The 16,191-nt window shown below is 74.8% G+C and carries 10 protein-coding genes and 1 pseudogene; 6 read left to right on the top strand and 5 right to left on the bottom strand.

Annotated elements, in window-relative coordinates; translation table 11 throughout:
* Window positions 1-133: 133 nt before the first annotated feature.
* Together IEJ02_RS28460 and IEJ02_RS28455 are read left to right on the top strand one after the other, a co-directional pair.
* Complete coding sequence (locus IEJ02_RS28460; protein ID WP_191067444.1) at window positions 134-928, top strand: IclR family transcriptional regulator; 795 nt, start codon at window positions 134-136, stop codon at window positions 926-928.
* A gap of 142 nt (window positions 929-1,070) precedes the next feature.
* The gene (locus IEJ02_RS28455) at window positions 1,071-1,418 is read left to right on the top strand and encodes a VOC family protein (RefSeq protein ID WP_191067443.1); all 348 of its coding nucleotides are present in this window, start codon (window positions 1,071-1,073) and stop codon (window positions 1,416-1,418) included.
* 8 nt (window positions 1,419-1,426) lie between these two features.
* Here the strand turns inward: IEJ02_RS28455 and IEJ02_RS28450 are convergent, their stop codons facing one another.
* Together IEJ02_RS28450 and IEJ02_RS28445 are read right to left on the bottom strand one after the other, a co-directional pair.
* Window positions 1,427-2,983: a GMC family oxidoreductase gene (locus tag IEJ02_RS28450; protein ID WP_191067442.1), complete on the bottom strand. Its 1,557-nt coding sequence runs from the start codon at window positions 2,981-2,983 to the stop codon at window positions 1,427-1,429.
* Between the two features lie 135 nt (window positions 2,984-3,118).
* The gene (locus IEJ02_RS28445) at window positions 3,119-4,588 is read right to left on the bottom strand and encodes an aldehyde dehydrogenase family protein (protein ID WP_191067441.1); all 1,470 of its coding nucleotides are present in this window, start codon (window positions 4,586-4,588) and stop codon (window positions 3,119-3,121) included.
* Between the two features lie 707 nt (window positions 4,589-5,295).
* Between IEJ02_RS28445 and IEJ02_RS48930 the strand changes: the two genes are divergently transcribed.
* The gene (locus IEJ02_RS48930; RefSeq protein ID WP_223864556.1) at window positions 5,296-9,162 is read left to right on the top strand and encodes a hypothetical protein; all 3,867 of its coding nucleotides are present in this window, start codon (window positions 5,296-5,298) and stop codon (window positions 9,160-9,162) included.
* 60 nt (window positions 9,163-9,222) lie between these two features.
* Here the strand turns inward: IEJ02_RS48930 and IEJ02_RS51145 are convergent, their stop codons facing one another.
* Window positions 9,223-11,616 carry a helix-turn-helix domain-containing protein gene (locus IEJ02_RS51145; protein WP_370467149.1) on the bottom strand — a complete coding sequence of 798 codons (2,394 nt, stop codon included), beginning with the start codon at window positions 11,614-11,616 and terminating at the stop codon, window positions 9,223-9,225.
* Window positions 11,617-11,861: 245 nt separating this feature from the next.
* Here IEJ02_RS51145 and IEJ02_RS28430 point away from each other — a divergent pair, with 245 nt between their 5' ends.
* Both IEJ02_RS28430 and IEJ02_RS28425 read left to right on the top strand, forming a co-directional pair.
* Entirely contained in the window at window positions 11,862-12,578 is a 717-nt protein-coding gene (locus IEJ02_RS28430; RefSeq protein ID WP_191067440.1) for a hypothetical protein, read from the top strand.
* Window positions 12,579-13,121: 543 nt separating this feature from the next.
* Window positions 13,122-13,802 (top strand): GOLPH3/VPS74 family protein, encoded by a 681-nt coding sequence (locus IEJ02_RS28425; RefSeq protein ID WP_191067439.1) that lies wholly within the window; start codon window positions 13,122-13,124, stop codon window positions 13,800-13,802.
* Window positions 13,803-13,955: 153 nt separating this feature from the next.
* Here IEJ02_RS28425 and ssgD read toward each other — a convergent pair whose 3' ends face one another.
* Entirely contained in the window at window positions 13,956-14,369 is a 414-nt protein-coding gene (gene ssgD / locus IEJ02_RS28420) for a spore wall synthesis regulator SsgD (protein ID WP_138916733.1), read from the bottom strand.
* Window positions 14,370-14,597: 228 nt separating this feature from the next.
* On the opposite strand from ssgD, the gene IEJ02_RS28415 reads away from it, so the two are divergent.
* A complete protein-coding gene (locus tag IEJ02_RS28415) occupies window positions 14,598-16,058 on the top strand; it encodes a PT domain-containing protein (protein ID WP_191067438.1) in 1,461 nt (486 codons plus the stop codon).
* A gap of 19 nt (window positions 16,059-16,077) precedes the next feature.
* On the opposite strand, the pseudogene IEJ02_RS28410 reads toward IEJ02_RS28415, so the two are convergent.
* A pseudogene (locus IEJ02_RS28410) lies at window positions 16,078-16,191 on the bottom strand (IS982 family transposase); the annotation flags it as partial.

The raw sequence follows: 16,191 nt of genomic DNA, 5'->3' as shown, positions 1-16,191 counted from the left end.
GGAAGCGTGAATGCCCCTGCCGGGGCGGGGCGGTGCCCGGGGGCTGGGAGCGCTCCCAGGCGTCGTGGCCCCACGATGGAAGCCATGAATCGGTTCAACGTCAAGGTGTGCGGCGACAGTTACGATGTGAGTCATGGCGGAAACCGGTGGGGTGCGCGAAGTGAAGTCCGCGGGCCGCACCGTGGAACTGCTGGAGCTGCTCGCCGCGCGCGGCGACCAGCCGGCCCGGCTGCGCGAACTCGCCGAGGAGCTCGGCGTCCCGCGCAGCAGTATGTACGCCCTCCTCAAGACCCTGATCGACCGCGGCTGGGTGCGCACCGACGTCACCGGCTCGCTGTACGGCATCGGTATCCGCGCGCTGCTCACCGGCACCAGCTATCTGGACAGCGACCCACGGGTGCGGGCGGCGCGGCCGTATCTGGACGAGGCGTCCGACGCGCTGGGCGAGACCATTCACTTCGCCCGGCTGGACGGCGGCGATGTCGTCTACCTCGCCACCCGGGAGTCGCATGAGTACCTGCGCCCCTTCAGCCGTGTCGGGCGGCGGCTCCCGGCCCATGTGGGGGCCCTGGGGAAGGCGCTGCTCGCCGAGCGGATCGACGGCGAACTCCCGCTGAAGGGTGTTGAGTTGGCGCCGATGACGCCCAACACCCACCGCACTCGCGCCGCGCTCCTGGCCGATCTGGCGCGGGTGCGGGAGCGGGGCCACGCGATCGACCGGGAGGAGGGGGTCCTGGGCATCGTGGGTTTCGGTTTCGCCCTGCGGTACGACGTCCCGGCGGTGGACGCGATCAGCTGCTCGGTGCCGACGGCCCGGCTGACGGAGGGGCGTGAGGCGCGGATCGTCGCGGTGATGCGGGAGATCCGGGCGAAGATCGAGGCGGTGGTGCCGAGGGGCACCGGCACGGGGCCGCAGTGGCGCCCGTAGTCGGGGAGGTTCCCGTAGCACGGCTGAGCTCCCGTGCCACCGCCGGAGCTTGTGCGCGAGCTCGTTGCGATGACTTCCGGGTTCGTCGGCGGTCTGCATAAGGAGAAGCACGGAAATCGCACTCCGGAAGCAGGTGATCCGCATGCAGGTCGCGCGGGTACTGATGGTCGCTCCAGTACGGGACATCGACATCGCGGTGGCTTGGTACGAACGGTTGCTGGGCCGCCCGGCGGACACCCGGCCGATGCCGTCGCTGGCCGACTGGCACCTCACCGCGGGTGGTTGGCTTCAGGTCTTCGAAGATCCGGAGCACGCCGGCTCGACGCTGCTCAATCTGGAGGTGCCCGAGCTGGACAGTGCCCTGGCCGGGCTCGCCGAGCGTGGCCTGGCCGCGGGACCGGTGCTGACCGGCGGTGTGCGCACCCGGATCGCGGCCCTGGAGGACCCCGACGGAAACCGGGTCACCCTGCTGGAGAACCCGGTGGCCTAACCCTCATGTCATGGGCCGGAAGGCTGCCGCTTGATCATGTCCGCGCACTTCTCGCCGATCATCATCGTCGTGATGCACGGATTGACGGCGATGAGAGACGGCATCGCCGAGCCGTCCGCCACCCGCAGCCCCGTCACCCCCTTGACCCTCAGTTCCGGATCCAGCGGGGCGTCCGGGTCGTCGGGCGCGCCCATCCGCACCGTGCACGCCGGGTGGTAGACGGTGTTGTGGGTCTCGCGGATGTAGTCGGCCAGCTCGTCGCCGCTGTTCACATCGGTCCCGGGGGCCAGTTCGGCGCCCGCCCACATGGCCAGCGCGGGCCGGGCGGCGATCTTGCGCGCCAGCAGCAGACCGCGGGTCATGATGTCCATGTCGTAGGAGTCGGTGAAGTAGCGGGGATCGACGCGCGCCTTGTCGCGGAAGTCGCGGGTGGCCAGCCGCACGGTGCCCCGGGAGCGGGCCCGGGTGACGTTCGGGGTGAGGCAGAAGGCGTTCTCCGAGGTGGGGTAGCCATGGCGGTAGGTGTTCAGGTCGAAGGGCGTCGCGCCGTAGTGGAACATCAGGTCCGGGCGGTCCAGACCGGGCTCGGTGTCGGTGAAGATGCCGATCTCCCACCACTGCGTGGAGCTCTTGATCATGGGTTGCTCGGCGTTCCACATGATGACGCCCTCGGGGTGGTCCTGGAGGTTGCCACCGACCCCGGGGGAGTCCACGACCACCTCCACCCCCGTCTCCCGCAGATGTGCGGCGGGGCCGATCCCGGAGAGCATCAGCAGCTTCGGGGTGTCGATCGCGCCGCAGGAGACGATGACCTCGCGCCGGGCGTGCACCCTCAGGGTGTGGATCAGATCGGGGGAGAGGTAGTCGACCCCGGTACAGCGCCGGTCCTCGTTCAGGGCCAGCCGTCTGGCCTGGAGTCCGGTGCGCACCTCCAGGTTGGGCCGGGAGTCCATGACGGGGTGGAGGTAGGCCACCGAGGCGGAGCAGCGGGTGCCGTCCTCGCGGGCGTTGATCTGGAACCAGTGGGCTCCGCGCACCACCGTCGTCCCGGTGTTGAACGGCGTGACGGGGATGTCCACCTCCTCGCAGGCCGCCAGTACCGCCCTGCCGCACGGGTCCTCGGGCGGTACGGTGCGGATCCGGACCGGGCCGCCGCGGCCGTGGTGGTCGCCGGGCGCGTCGTTGTCCTCCAGGCGCTGAAAGAGCGGGAAGCAGTCGGCGGCCGACCAGCCGTCCAGGCCCATGGCGGCCCATTCGTCGAGATCCTCGGCCGGGGCCCAGAAGGCGATGCAGGAGTTGTGCGAGGAGCAGCCGCCGAGCACCTTGGCGCGGGCGTGGCGCAGGAAGCTGTTGCCCTTCTCTTGCGGCTGCACCGGATAGTCCCAGTCGTAGCCGGAGCCCAGCAGCCCCATCCAGCGGTTCAGCCGCAGCACGTTGTCGTCCCCGAGGTCCGACGGTCCCGCCTCCAGCAGGCAGACGCTCACCGAGGGGTCCTCGGACAGCCGGGAGGCGACCACCGATCCGGCCGTACCGCCGCCGACCACCACGTAGTCGAACTGGTCCACGGGCCTCTCCTCACGAACAGGACCGCGCCCCAGCGCGGATACCGGTGCTGCGGTCCGGTGGCGCGTTGCAGACCTGAGCCCTGGGCCAGGCGAGGTTGACGGTCATCGCGGGCGGTCCGGCCGACTCGGCCGCCGTCAATCGAACCACCGCTGCGGACGGGGTGCGGTGTTGCGCCAGATGTGCTTGAGCTCCTGGTACTCGTGCAGCCCCGACGGGCCCAGCTCCCGCCCGACCCCGGACTGCTTCATCCCGCCCCACTCGGCCTGCGGGACATACGGATGGAAGTCGTTGATCCATACGGTCCCGGCCCGCAGCCGGGACGCCACCCGGTGCGCCTTCTCGGTGTCCTGCGTCCACACCCCGCCCGCCAGGCCGTACACCGTGTCGTTGGCGAGCGCCACCGCCTCGTCCTCGTCCCGGAACCGCTCCACGGTGAGCACCGGGCCGAAGGACTCGTCCTGCACCACCGACATGTCCGGGGTGCAGTCGTCCAGCACGGTCGGCAGGTAGTAGAAGCCCTTCGCCAGCTCCGGGTCGTCGGGCGGGGTCCCGCCACAGCGCAGCACCGCGCCCTCGTCGATCCCCGCCGCCACATAGTCGGTGATCTTCTGGCGGTGCTCGGCGGAGATCAGCGGCCCGGCGCGGGCGTGTCCGTCGAACGGCCCGCCCAGCCGGATGTTCCGGGCCCGATGGACGATCTCGTCGACGAACGCGTCATGCAGCTGCTCCTGGACCAGCAGCCGGGCACCGGCCGAGCACACCTGCCCGGAGTGCAGGAACACCGCCGTGAGCGCGTAGTCCACCGCGGTGTCGAAATCGCAGTCGGTGAAGACGATATTGGGGTTCTTGCCGCCCAGCTCCAGGGCGAGCTTCTTCACGGTGGGCGCGACGGCCGACATGATCCAGCGTCCGGTGACCACTCCGCCGGTGAAGGACACCATGTCCACCCGTTCGTCCGTGACCAGCGGCGCGCCCGCGATGGCCCCCGAGCCGAGGATCAGATTGGCGGCGCCGCCCGGCAGCCCGGCCTCGGTCAGCAGCCGCATCAGATGGATCGCGGTGTGCGGGGTCAGCTCGCTGGGCTTGAGGACCAAGGTGTTCCCGGCCGCCAGCGCGGGCGCCACCTTCCAGGCCGTCTGGAGCAGCGGGTAGTTCCAGGGTGTGATCAGCACGCACACTCCGACCGGTTCGTGCACCACCCTGCTGTCGATCTCCGGACTGCCCACCTCCACCACGCGGCCGCCGCTCCCGGAGGCGACGAGGGTGCCGAAGTAGCGGAAGCAGTTCGCGATGTCGTCGAGGTCGTACTCGCTCTCGACCAGCCGCTTCCCGGTGTCCAGGGACTCGGCGCGGGCGAGCGTCGGCTTCTCGCGCTCCAGCAGATCGGCCACCCGCAGCAGCAGTCCGCCCCGGTCGCCGGGCGGGGTGCCGGGCCACGATCCGCGGTCGAAGGCGTCCCGGGCGGCCGCCACCGCCGCGGCGGCGTCCTTCGGCCCCGCCTCGTCGACCACGGCGACCATCGAGCCGTCGGCCGGGCAGCGGATTTCGCGGCTGTGTCCGTCGAGGGCGGTCGTCCAGTGGCCGCCGATGAACAGCTCCGGCATGGCTTCCTCCGGGCTCGGACGACAGGGCCGGTCCCGAGTGGATCCATCGACGCACCCGTCCGGCCCACACACCGAGCCTAAGTGGCGCCGGTCCCCCTCGCACGGCGTGCGGAGGCCGCGGCTGCGGGGGCGGGTGCGGGTGCGGGCGGGGCCGCGGGGGCGGGTGCGACCGCGGCTGCGGGGGCGGTGGTGCGGCCCCGGGGGCGGTGGTGCGGTGGTGGTGCGGCCCCCGGGCGCGGTGGGGACGCGAGCGGGTGTCACGGGCCCGAGCGCCCCGGCGAGATCGGCGAGCCCGGCCAGGGCGCGCCGGGGTCATTGCCGGGGTGTGGCTCGCCGGGCCGAGGGCCGCCGAGCCCGCGTGCATCGCGACTCGGATGGGGCACGCGCGGTCGGGCGTGGCGGGGACGCGAGTGGGCGCAGTGGGACGCGAGCGGGGCGGTGGGCGACCCGGGGCCCCGACGAGATGGGCGAGCCCGGTTGGGGCGCGTCTGGGGCCGTCGCGGGGGTGCGGCTCGGCGTGGCGCGGGTCGCCGCGAGGCCGCACGAATCGCGGCCCGGATGTGACACACGTGGGCGGGACGCGAGCGAGCGCGGCCGGGCGCGAGGGGTCCGGGCGGCGGGCGCCAAGGGGCCGGGCGGGCGGGGCCCCGGGAAGCCATTTCCCGGGGGGACGTGTGACCGGGCGTGTGGGCGGCACAATCCCTGGCATGGTCAACGCGTCCGAAGCCCATCGCGGCCCCGAAGCCCATGGCGGCCCCGCAGTCCACCGTGGCCCCGAGCCTCCCCGCGCTCCCCGAGCCCACGATGCCGCCGACGCCCACGGCGCTCCCGGAGTCCACGGTGCGGCCGACGCCCACGGCGTCCCCGATTCCCGGCGCGCCCTCGCCGACGAGCTGCTCGCCGCCCTCGATCCGCTGCCCTTTCCGCGTCGGATGCGGGAGCTGGCCGGGCGGGCGCGGGCGGCCAGTGCCGAGGGGCGGTTGGGCGCGCTGATCGAGGAGTTGGAGCGGCGTGGGACGTACGAGCGGCGGCTGGCGGCCGTGGCCGCGGCCGCCGGCGGGCGCACCGGCCATCTCGCGGCGCGGCTCGCCGACCCGGACCCCGTGGTGCGGCACCGCGCCCTCGACACCGCACGCCGGGGCGGCCCCGGCGCGGTCCCGGACGACGCGCTGGAGGCGGCCTTCGAGGACGCGCCCGCCACCGTACGGCGCGAACTGGCGCGCACCGTCGTGGCCGGGCGGCGCACCGCGCTCGCGGACCGGCTGATCGAGCCGTTCCGGGAGCGCTGGGGCGACGGCGAGGCCGCCCGGCTGCTCCCCGGATGCGGCGCCGAGACCGTGGCGCGGCTGCTGCCCGGGCTGTTCCACGCCGTCCGCGGTTGGCGGCCCCTCGTCTCCCGTCACCCGGTGGCCGTCCTGGACGAGGCGGCCCGCCAGCTCGCCGCCCTGCCCGTACCGCTGCGCGCCGACTGGTGGACCCGCTACGCGCCCTGTGTCGCGCTCGCCGCGCCCGTCGAGCCCGATCGGGTGCTGGAGCTGCTGGAGGACTACGGTCAGGGCCCGCTCCCGACCCCCGTACGGGCCCGGCTGCCCGCGCTGGTGGCCGCTGAGCCGAGCCGTACGCTGCGGCTGCTGCTCGCCCCCGAGCACAGCGGCACCCGGCGGCGGCTGGACCGGGCCGTGCTGCGCCGGGTCGTCCGCGCCGACCCGCCCGAGCTCGCCGAACTGGGCCGGGCCCTGCGGCACGACGCCGATGCCGACGCGCTCGCCCGGCTGCTGGCCGCGCTGCCGCCCGCCCGCCGCTCCGCGTTCTACGACCGGTCCGCCCACGACCCGGCCGCCCACGACCCGGCCGCCCACGACCCGGCCGCCCACGGCCGGGCCACCTTCGGCCAGCCCACCGACGGCCGGGCTGCCTACGACCGAGCCATCAACGGCCGAGCCATCGACGGCCGAGCCATCGACGGCCGAGCCATCGACGGCCGAGCCATCGACGGCCGGGCCACCGACGGCCGAGCCATCGACGGCCGGGTCACCGTCCACAACCAGGCCGCCGTCGGCCAGGCAACCCATGGACGCGACTCCGACCACGCCGTGGTCGAGCCCGCCGTGGTCGAGCCCGCCGTGCTCGAGGTCCTGCCGCGCCCCCGCCGTCAGGCCGAGGCCCGCCGGATGGCCGCCCGGGCGCGCGAGCGCGGCGCGCCCTGGACCACCGTGCTGGAGTCGGTGGCCCATCTGCCGGTCGAGGAGGCGCGCGAGGAGCTGGAGGCCGCCGTGCGCCGCTCCTCGGCCGAGGACCGCGCCCTGGCCCATCCGCTGCTGATCCGGTGCGTCGCCCGCTCCGGCGACCCGGACGCCCTCACCGAGCTGCTGCGCCTGCTGGAGCGGCTGCGCGACGAGCAGGACCCGGTGCGCTCCGCGGCGCTCGGCGCGCTCGCCCGCACCCACCCCGCGCTGTTCACCGACGACGCCGCCGAGCATCTGGACCGGATCGCCGCCGACGCGATCTCCGCCCGCGACTCGTCCTCCGCCACCCGCCAGGCGCTGCGCCACCTGGCCGTGGCGCTGCTGCGCGAACACGCCGTCACCGGGCGGCGGCAGCTGCTGGGCTGGGCGCTGCGCACCCTCACCCGGCTCGCGGGCAGCGTCGGAGCCGCCGACCTGGGCCGCCTCGACCACCAGCTGCGGCGCGGCCAGGAGCAGGCGGTGTTCGAGGCGCTGCGGCCCTGGCTGGAGGCGGGCGCCGAACGGGTCGACCACGAGCTGACCTTCGCCCTCGCCCGCTCCCTCGGGCGGCGCGCCCACACCCTCCCCGAGCTCCAGGAACTCCTGTGGCAGGCCATCTCGTTCGGCAGCGACGCGACGGCCCGCACCGCCATCGGGCTGTGGCTGGAACCACCCGCCGAGCGGGACGCCCGCGTGGCCGAACTGCTCGCGCACGAGCCGTCGGCGGCCGTGCTGCCGCCCGTCCTGGCCGTGCTGACCCGCCGTCGCACGGATCTGCTCGACCTCGTCCTCGCCGACAATCCGCCGTATGGGCGCTTTCTGACGCCCGGCACCCACTGGACCCCGCCCACCGGGCGGGACACCGGCCGCTGGCTGCCCCGTCAGCAGGCGGCCGCCGCCCGCGTCCTGGACCGGGCCGCCGCCGACACCTCCCTTCGGCCGCGGCAGCGGGCGGCCGCCGTCGCCGATGCCGCGCCGATCCCCGGCCACGGCGCGGCCACCGTCCGGAGGTGGACGGACGCGGCCACCGTCCGGGCCTGGACGGACACCGACGATGACGATGTGGTCCTGGCCGAGACCGCACTCGCCGCCCTCGCCCGCACCGACCGCCCCGGCGAGGCCCTGCCCGCCCTGCTGGCCCACGCGGGCGACGACCGGGCCCGGGTGGCGATGTACGCGGCCACCCGGGCGTCCCGGTACGTCGAGCCGTCACGGCTGGGGCGGCTGGTGCGCGGGGTGCTCGCGCCGGACGGGGTCGCCACCGCCGTACCGCCCGTCCCCGCGAAGGTCACCAGCCGTAAGGAGGCCGTCCGGCTCGCCGCCACCCTGCTCCCGGTGGCCGACGCCGCCGCGCTGCTCGCCGACGCCTTCGAACAGCCCGGCCAGCACCCCGATGTGCAGGCCGCCTGTGTCGCCTTCGCCACCGGGCTGCTCGACACCCAACGCGCCTGGGAACTGCTGACCGCAGCCGCGCGCGGCCGGCGCGAACTGCGCCACGCCGTGCTGCGCACCCGCCCGCTGGACCTCCCGGAGGCCCACCGCGGCCGCTACGCCCAGCTCATACGCGCCGTCTGCGACACCGACGACCCCGAGGTGGCGGCGGCCGGTTACGGGGCGCTGGCCCGCTGGTCGCCGTGGGCGCCGGACGCGGCGCCCGTGCTGGTGGCGGCCGTCACCGACCTGGGCAACCGGGCGAGCTGGCGGTCCGCCGCCGACGCCCTGCTGGACCTGATGGCGGCGGCGCCCGACGGTTCGCCCGGTGACAACCCGCTGGCCTGGGCGCTCGCCGCGCTCGCCAGCGCCGACGCCCGGCCCGGCGGCCCCGACGCCGAACCGGACCGGGACCGCCCCGCCCACCGCCGCATCCGGCACCTCGCCGACCGGCTCGCCACCCGGGCCCGGATGCGGCCCAGGGTGACCCGGCGCACCGCGCGGGCCGCCGGTGAACTCCTCGCCGGATACGAGACGTTCGTCCAGGAGGCCGCCCATGTGCTGGTGAACGCCCTCGACCTGAACGCCCGCCCCGGCCCGCTGACCGCGGCCCTCGCCCGCCTCGCCCGGCTGCACACCACCCGCCCCGCGCTCGCCGTCCGTACCGCCGACGCCCTGCGGCGACGGCTGAACACCGCCACGCGGCCGGGATCCGACGCGGCCCTGCTGCGCGCCGCGCGGGAGCTCGACGAGGACGGCGGCCACGCCTCCGGGCTGTTCGCCGCGACCCTTACGGAGGTGGCCGGGGCCCGTACGGAATGGGCGGAGCCCTGGCGGGAGCGGCTGCGCGCGCTGCGCGGCCATCCGCACGCGGACGTTCGGGACGCGGCGCTGCGGCTGACGACGGTGGTGGAGTGAGACGGTGGTGGTGGAGCGAGGCGGCGGTGTGGCCGCTGGTGGCCGTGTCGCCCTAAGTGCTCAGTCGCTCTTGTGCCAGGTGCCGTCGGTGTAGTCGTAGGCGTAGGCGGGGCGGCCCCTGACGCTGCTGGTGCGGAACGGCGAGCCGTGGTCGTCGATCCGCACCGTCCCGGAGCGGCCCCCGCTCGTCCAGTCCAGCTCCAGGTACCAGCTGCAGTCGCAGCCCGCCGTCCGGGCGTTGACCAGTAACACCTCCGGGTCCGAGGCCGAGACGCGGTAGGGGAAGCGGACGGCGGGGATCGGCTTGCCCGCGTCGTTGCCGTCCGTGGGGCGGGCCAGCGGACGGGCGGCGTCCAGATTCACCGAGAAGGCGCGCGGGGTGAGGGAGCCCCCGCAGCCGTTGTCCATGGCGAACGACGACCACGCGAGCGGCGTGCGGCGCCCCACGACCCGTACGTGCAGGGCCTGGAGGACGACGGCCGACGAGGCCCGGCCCTGGACCGTGACCTCGACGTTGGTGGTCCCGCCGTGCACCGCGCCATGGGCGGCGGCCCACGTCGGGGCGTCCTGCTCGGTGGGCGGCGGGGCGACCCGGGCCGGGGGCCGGTCGATGAGATAGCGGTGGCCGCAGCCGTTCTCCCAGACATGGGAACGGGTGGAGAGGGTGAGCGGGACCTGGGTGGACCCTGACCCGCCATGGTCCGTCCCCTTGGTCGCGCCGGGCGCCGGAGAGCCGGAGGCGTCGCCTTTGGCCCGCCGCTCCTTGCCACGTTCGTCCTTACCGCCATCGCGGCGCGGTGCGCCGGACTCCTTGTCGCCGTCCGTCTTCTGACGGTCCAGATGGCCCCGGGCGGTCGGCCCGGCGGGCGGCGTGGAGGAGGGCGCGGCGGAGGGAGGCGCGGCCGCGGTGTCCTGACGGCCGTCCTCGCCAGGCGGCCGCACCTCGACCGCCGTAACGGCGAGCACGACAACGGCGGCGGCCCCGGCGAGCAGCGTCCACGGCCGCCGTACGCGTGAGGTGGCGGCGGTGTCGGTGGTGCTTGCCGCCACGGCCCGCAAAAGGGCTCGCTTGGCGGGCGGGGGGCCGGTCTTCTCGGCGGCCGTGGGTTCGGCCTTGGCCGTGGGCGTGGGTCCGGTCTTGCCGCCGGCCGTGGGTTCGGCCTTGGCCGTGGGCGTGGGTCCGGTCTTGCCGCCGGCCGTGGGTTCGGCCTTGGCCGTGGGCGTGGGTCCGGTCTTGCCGCCGGCCGTGGGTTCGGCCTTGGCCGTGGGCGTGGATCCGGTCTTGCCCGTCGGCGTGGATCCGGTCTTGCTGGCGGCCGTGGGTGCGGGTCCGGCCTCGGCTGTGGGCGCGCCGGGTGGTTGGGGTCGGGGGTTGTTGGCTCGGGTGGCGTCGGTCTGGTCGGTGGCCGGGGATTCGGTCTCGGCTGTGGGTCCGCCGGGTGGTTGGGTGCGGGTCTCGTTGGCCCGGTCGGTGGCGTCGGCGCGGTTGGTGGCCGGGGGCCATGGGCGGGGCGGTTGGGCCTGCTCGGTGGCCGGGGATTCGGCGTCGGCCGTGGGCGCGCCGGGTGGTTGGGCGCGGGTGCCGTCGGTCAAGGTGCCGTCGGCACGGTCGGTGGCGTCGGTGTGCTGGTGCGGGTCGCCGTTCGGGTGTGCGGCCGCGCCGCGGTGTGCGGCCGCGCCGCGGTGCCCGGTGCCATGGGCCTGTGCCGACCGGTCCGGGCCGTTGTCGTCTCCGGGGCGGCCCGACGCGGGGTCGGCCGCGGCGGATGCGCGGCGCGCGGCCGGGTGGGCGTCGGACATCGGAGTGGCCCTCGACGCGTCGGCCGGGGCGGCGGCGTCGTGTCGCTCGTCGCCTGCGCCGCCCGGCTGAGCGTCGCGCGAGCGCGCCCCGGCCTCCGGCCCGCTGCCGCTGTCTCCGGCCCGGCCGATGGCCGTGTCCGCATCCGGGTGAGGGCCGGTCGCCGGGCCCGGGCCGGGCGTCGCGACGCGCCCCTGATGCGGGTCGGCGGCCGGAGGCGCGGCGGGCGTCGCGGTGGTTCCGGCCGCGTCCGAGGCGGCGTCGGCGCCTCGGACGTCGGCCGACTGCCGAGGCTCATCGCCGCCGGACCGGGCGTCCATCCTCCGCGCGGTGCCATCCGCGGCCGGGCCGCCGGACGCGTCCTCGCCCCCGCGCGGAGCCGACATCGCACTCTCCCGCGCGCGGCGCTTGGCGGCGTCCGCGAGGATCCAGCGGCGGTGGAGCGCGACCAGCTCATCCGGGGTGGCGCCGCACAGCCGGGCGAAGCGCTCGACGGGCGCGTAGTCCGCCGGGACCGCGTCGCCGTTGCAGTAGCGGTGCAGCGTGGACGTGCTGACGTGCAGTCGTGTGGCCAGCGAGCCGTAACTGCGGCCCGAGCGCTCCTTCAGCGCCCGCAGTCTCTCGGCGAAATCCTCGACCTCTTTGGCGTTCCCCACGCCCCCCACCCCCCAATATCGTCCCCGGCACCGCGAGTCGTCCCGTGGGCGTCCCACGAGCGCGTTCCAGGGTGTTGTCATACCCCCAAGTCAGCGTACGTGCAGGCGTTCCAGCGTCCCGAATGCCCCGCCGGTCGTAGCCGCCACGGCCAGGTGGCGCACACGCTTGTCCTGCCGTCGCGACCTCCCGGTGCGACGGCGACATGCTGAAACCCTGAGATCGGGAAGAGACGAGGAAGCACCTCATGCGCAAGCCCACGCACTCATTCCGCGGCGCCGCGCTCGGCGTCGTGGCCGCGGCCGCCGTCACGGCCATGGCGGTGGCCGGGACCGGGCCGGCCCAGGCCCATGCACCGTCGTCCCAGGCCCAGGCCCAGGCCCAGGCCCAGGCCCAGGCGGGGGCCCAGGCCCAGGCGGGGGCGCAGGCGGCCGTGCCCCAGCGCACCCCCGCCCACCTCGTACCGAGGGAGCTCCCGCCGCACCCGAGCTCCGACTGGTACGCGAGTGATGTCACCGAGGGCCTGCCGGAGACGCCTCCGTTCTGCGGGGAGAAGACCTTCCCGTCGGCCGGGGCGACCCACCGCACCTTCTGGACCGAGTACGACACCGGCGCCACCCAGATCGTGGTCAGGACCGGCACGGTGGAGGCGGCCCGCAAGCTCGCCGCCGCGGCCGAGGAGAAGATCCGGAACTGCGCCGCCGACTGGGAGAGCCAGTTCCCGGAGGGCACCGCCTCATGGCGGGATTACGGCGCCCTGACGGCCGAGGACGGCGCCCATGTCTACGGCGTCCACACCTCGTACCCGGACTCGGAGCCCGGCATCCACCTCTTCGGCGTGGGCCGCGACGGCCGGACCGTCACCGTCGTGACGTGGGGCGAGATGGGCGGCTATGACCAGGCGCCCCTGGCCGACTTCAAGCGCACCACCACGACTGCCGTGCTCAAGCTGTACCACCCGTGAGCGGGGTCCAAGGGGGCTGGACGGGGACGCCCCTCAGGGCTGGGGCCGCAGCCTGAGGGGCCGAAGGGGGACGGAGGGCGTGCCCTGACGGGGACGTGGGCCCGAGCGGGTCAACGGGGGTGACATGGCTCGGGGCCAGCGGGGGCGGCCGAGGGGCTGACGGGGGACGCGGCCCCTCGGGCTGACGGGGGATGCGGCCACCTCGGGCAGACGGGGGGCGCGGCCCGAGGGGGCCGACGGGGGCGGGGACCGGTGGCGGCCACGCGTACACACGGGGGTACGCGTCGCCGCCACCTCCGCGTGTCCCGGGGCCGCCGTCCCGAGGGCCGCCGTCCCGAGGACCGCCGTGTCCAGGAGAGGCCATGTCCCCGGGGGGATGCCAAGACCCAGGGAGGTGACGTGTTCCGGGCAACCGGGCCTCGGCCAGGTGACGTGTCCCGGGAGCCGCGGAGACCCCCTGGCGGAGGGTCGATCATGAGGGCACGTGGCCGATATGGTCGAAGTACGCCGCCCCACCGGACGCCCGACCGTCGGAGGTTCCCCGTGCCGAACGGATCGCTCTCCCTCGCAGCCTCGCTCTACCTGCTCTCCTACGACCCTGAGACCGGCCGGCCCGCCGGTGCTCACACCGCCCTCCTCGTGCGCGCCGCCGCCCTCACCGAACTCGTTCAGCGGGGCATGCTCACCGACTCCGACGGCAGCCCCTGCCCCGTTCCCGACGCGGCCACCGGGGACCAAACGCTCGACGGGCTGCTGGAGCTGATCGGCGAGTCCCGGCCGCGCAGCTGGCAGATCTGGGTGGGGCATCAGCCGCGGCTGACCGAGCACGCGGTCCGCGACCAGATGGTGGCGGCCGGATATGTGCGGGCGAAGGGGAAGCGGATGCTGGGGCTGTTCCCGGCCAAGGAGTACACGCTGGAACGGCCCGACCAGGTGGCCGGGATGCGGGACGACGCGGTGCGCGTGCTGCAGGGCGAGCAGCCGGCCGCCGAAGTGTCCGAACGGGACGCGGCGTTGGTCACCCTGGCGGCGGCGGGTGAGCTGAGGTCCGTGGTGACGGCCACGGACGCCAAGGTCCGCAAGCGCCGGATCCTGGAGCTGGGGGAGCGCTGCGGGGGCATGGGCCCGGTGCTGGAGAAGGTGATCGCCCAGGTGCGGACGGCGCTCGCCGCCGCCGTCGTCACGACCATGCTGGCGTCGACCACGGCGGTGACCGCCACCTGACCCCTCACCGGCAGGGGGGCGGGCTCAAGCGCCCGTAGGGGCCAAAGCGTCCGTACGGCCCGAGGCGTCCGTACGGCCCGAGGCATCCGTACGGACCAATGCGTCCGTACGGGGCCAAGGCATCCGTACGGGCTCGGGGTGTCCGTACGGACCTCAGGCGTCTCTCAGCAGCGACGCCAGCCCCTCGTCCAGGTCGAGCTCCCCGGCCTCGCTGCCCTCGGGGACGACCGCGTACGACCGGCCGAGGAATCTGCGGAGGTCGGCGGTGTCGAACTGGACCATGGCCATGCCCTCGGGGGCGTGGAACTCCAGGACCGTTCCCTGCGGTCCGCTCGGCCACATCTGCACGTCCCCGCTGCCCGCCGGGCCACGCAGCCCGGCCGCGAGCAGCTCGCGCCCGAACGTCCACTCCACCGCGGAGCCGTCGAGGGACGCGGAGGGCGGGAAGGAGATGCGGACGGCGAACGGGTCGTCCCGCTCGTAGCGCAGGCACGCCGGGATCGCGCGTGACTCGGGCGTCGACGCGATGAGCTGTGCCTGGACGGCTTGGTCGATGACAGTGGTCACGTCGGCTCCCTTGCGATCGGTGCGGGGCGCGTCGCCCTTACGACCGTTAAGACGTTTGGGCGATCAGGCCAGTGCACCCGCTTTCGACGTGACGTGCGTCACGACTGATTTTTCGAGGGGACATAGGGCATTTAGGCTTGCCAAACCATGCAAGGTCTCGGGCGCCGTGCGGAGCTGTTACAGAAACGTCGGCAATGACGAGGCACCCACCCCAGGGGTTGTTCCACCATGACCGAAGGTCACGCGGCGCTCGACACGGCCGCCTACAGCCGAATCTACGAAGCCGAATATGGGCGTCTGTGCGGATATGCCCGAACTCTCACCGGCAACCCCTGGGTTGCGGGGGACCTGGTGGCCGAGGCGCACTACAGCGTGTGGCGCCGGATCCGCGCGGGGCATCCCCTCGGTGCCGACGCCATCCCGGCCGAGCTGACGAGCGCCGTAAGGGCGCTGTCGGCCGGGGTGGGGAACGGGGGTCCGTCGCAGCAGGCGTCATACCTCGAACCGCTCGTCCAGGTCCTCGACGAGCTGCCGCAGCGCTGGGTCAAGGTGCTGTGGCTCGCCGAGGTGGACGGGCTCCCGCCGGAGGAGGTGGCGCGGCGGACCGGGGTGAGCCCGGACGGCGCGGCGGCCCTGGTGGAGCGCGTCCGGGAGAGCGTGCGCCAGGAGTTCCTGCGCGCCCAGCCCGGCTATCCGGCGAGCGCCGCGTGCGGTGGGCACTGGGAGGGGCTGCCCGACCACGTGCGGGGCGCGGACTCCCCGCACCAGGCCGAGCGGATCGCCGTCCACATCGACGGCTGCCGGGACTGCCGGGGCCGGATGGAGCTGCTGGTCGCGGCCGACGACCGGCTGTCCGCGCTGACCGGCCCGGCGCTGCTCGCGCTGTACGACCGGGACATGGCGCGCTTCCTGGCGCCGCTGGCGGCCGCCGGTGCGGTGGGTGCCGTGGGGGCTGCCGGAGTGGCTGCCCTGGCGACCGGCGGCGGTGCGCACGCGGCGCCCTCGAACGGGCCGCTGGTCTCCTCGCGCCGCTCCATGCGCCACCTCGTCCGCGGGCAGGTGCGCCAGGCGGGGCCGGTGGCGGTCGCGGCGGCCGCGGGCGGTGTGCTGCTGGTCGCGGGGGCGGCGGTCATGACGGGGCTGGCGCTGACGGACGGCGGCTCGGCGGCGGCGCAGCAGCAGGCGGCGGCCTCGGAGCCGTCCATGTCGGACACATCCGACTCCGCGGATTCTTCCTCTTCTTCCGCCACGTCGGGCGCCTCGCGACACTCGGACGGTCCGCGGGCGGGCGTTCCGGGGGAGGCGTCCCGGAACCGGCCGTCCACGTCGAGCGTGCCCACGGGGCATTCCCCGGCGGATGTGCCGTCCAGCGCCGTATCGCCCTCGCGGAAGGCGCCGACATCCGCTTCCTCCGATTCGCCCTCGTCGCGGACGTCTTCACCCCCTTCGTCCTCCGCGTCGAGCGGTCCGTCGCACGCGCCTACGGACGAACCGACGGACGAACCGACCCAGAAGCCGACCGCGAAGCCGACGGACGGCGGCACGTCGGACCCGGAGGGCACCCCGAGCGGGCAGCCGACGCAGCGGCCCACGGCCAAGCCGACCGGCCGCGGCTCCGGCTCCGGCTCCGGCTCCGGCGACTCCCGGGACTGTGTCTCGCTCGTGGTCCGGCTCTGCGTCTCCCACTAGATGAATGAGTCCGATGTTCTCAGTGGTCGTAGGCGATCAGGGATCGCTTGATCTTGGCGCCGGTGGTCCAGTTGTGCCAGATGGCGGCTGCGAGGGCGAGGAGTCGTTGGCCGGTGCGGGCGAACACCCCAAG

The organism is Streptomyces sp. 5-10, from assembly GCF_014712245.1.
GTDB classification, from domain to species: domain Bacteria; phylum Actinomycetota; class Actinomycetes; order Streptomycetales; family Streptomycetaceae; genus Streptomyces; species Streptomyces violaceusniger.
This window is presented reverse-complemented; position numbering and strand designations above follow the sequence as displayed.

Bases quoted from the DNA above. Each gene is read 5' to 3' on its own strand.
- IEJ02_RS28460 (WP_191067444.1), top strand. From the start codon at position 134: ATGGCGGAAACCGGTGGGGTGCGCGAAGTGAAGTCCGCGGGCCGCACC.
- IEJ02_RS28430 (WP_191067440.1), top strand. From the start codon at position 11,862: ATGCGCAAGCCCACGCACTCATTCCGCGGCGCCGCGCTCGGCGTCGTG.
- IEJ02_RS48930 (WP_223864556.1), top strand. From the start codon at position 5,296: ATGGTCAACGCGTCCGAAGCCCATCGCGGCCCCGAAGCCCATGGCGGC.
- IEJ02_RS28415 (WP_191067438.1), top strand. From the start codon at position 14,598: ATGACCGAAGGTCACGCGGCGCTCGACACGGCCGCCTACAGCCGAATC.
- IEJ02_RS28445 (WP_191067441.1), bottom strand. From the start codon at position 4,588: ATGCCGGAGCTGTTCATCGGCGGCCACTGGACGACCGCCCTCGACGGA.
- IEJ02_RS28455 (WP_191067443.1), top strand. From the start codon at position 1,071: ATGCAGGTCGCGCGGGTACTGATGGTCGCTCCAGTACGGGACATCGAC.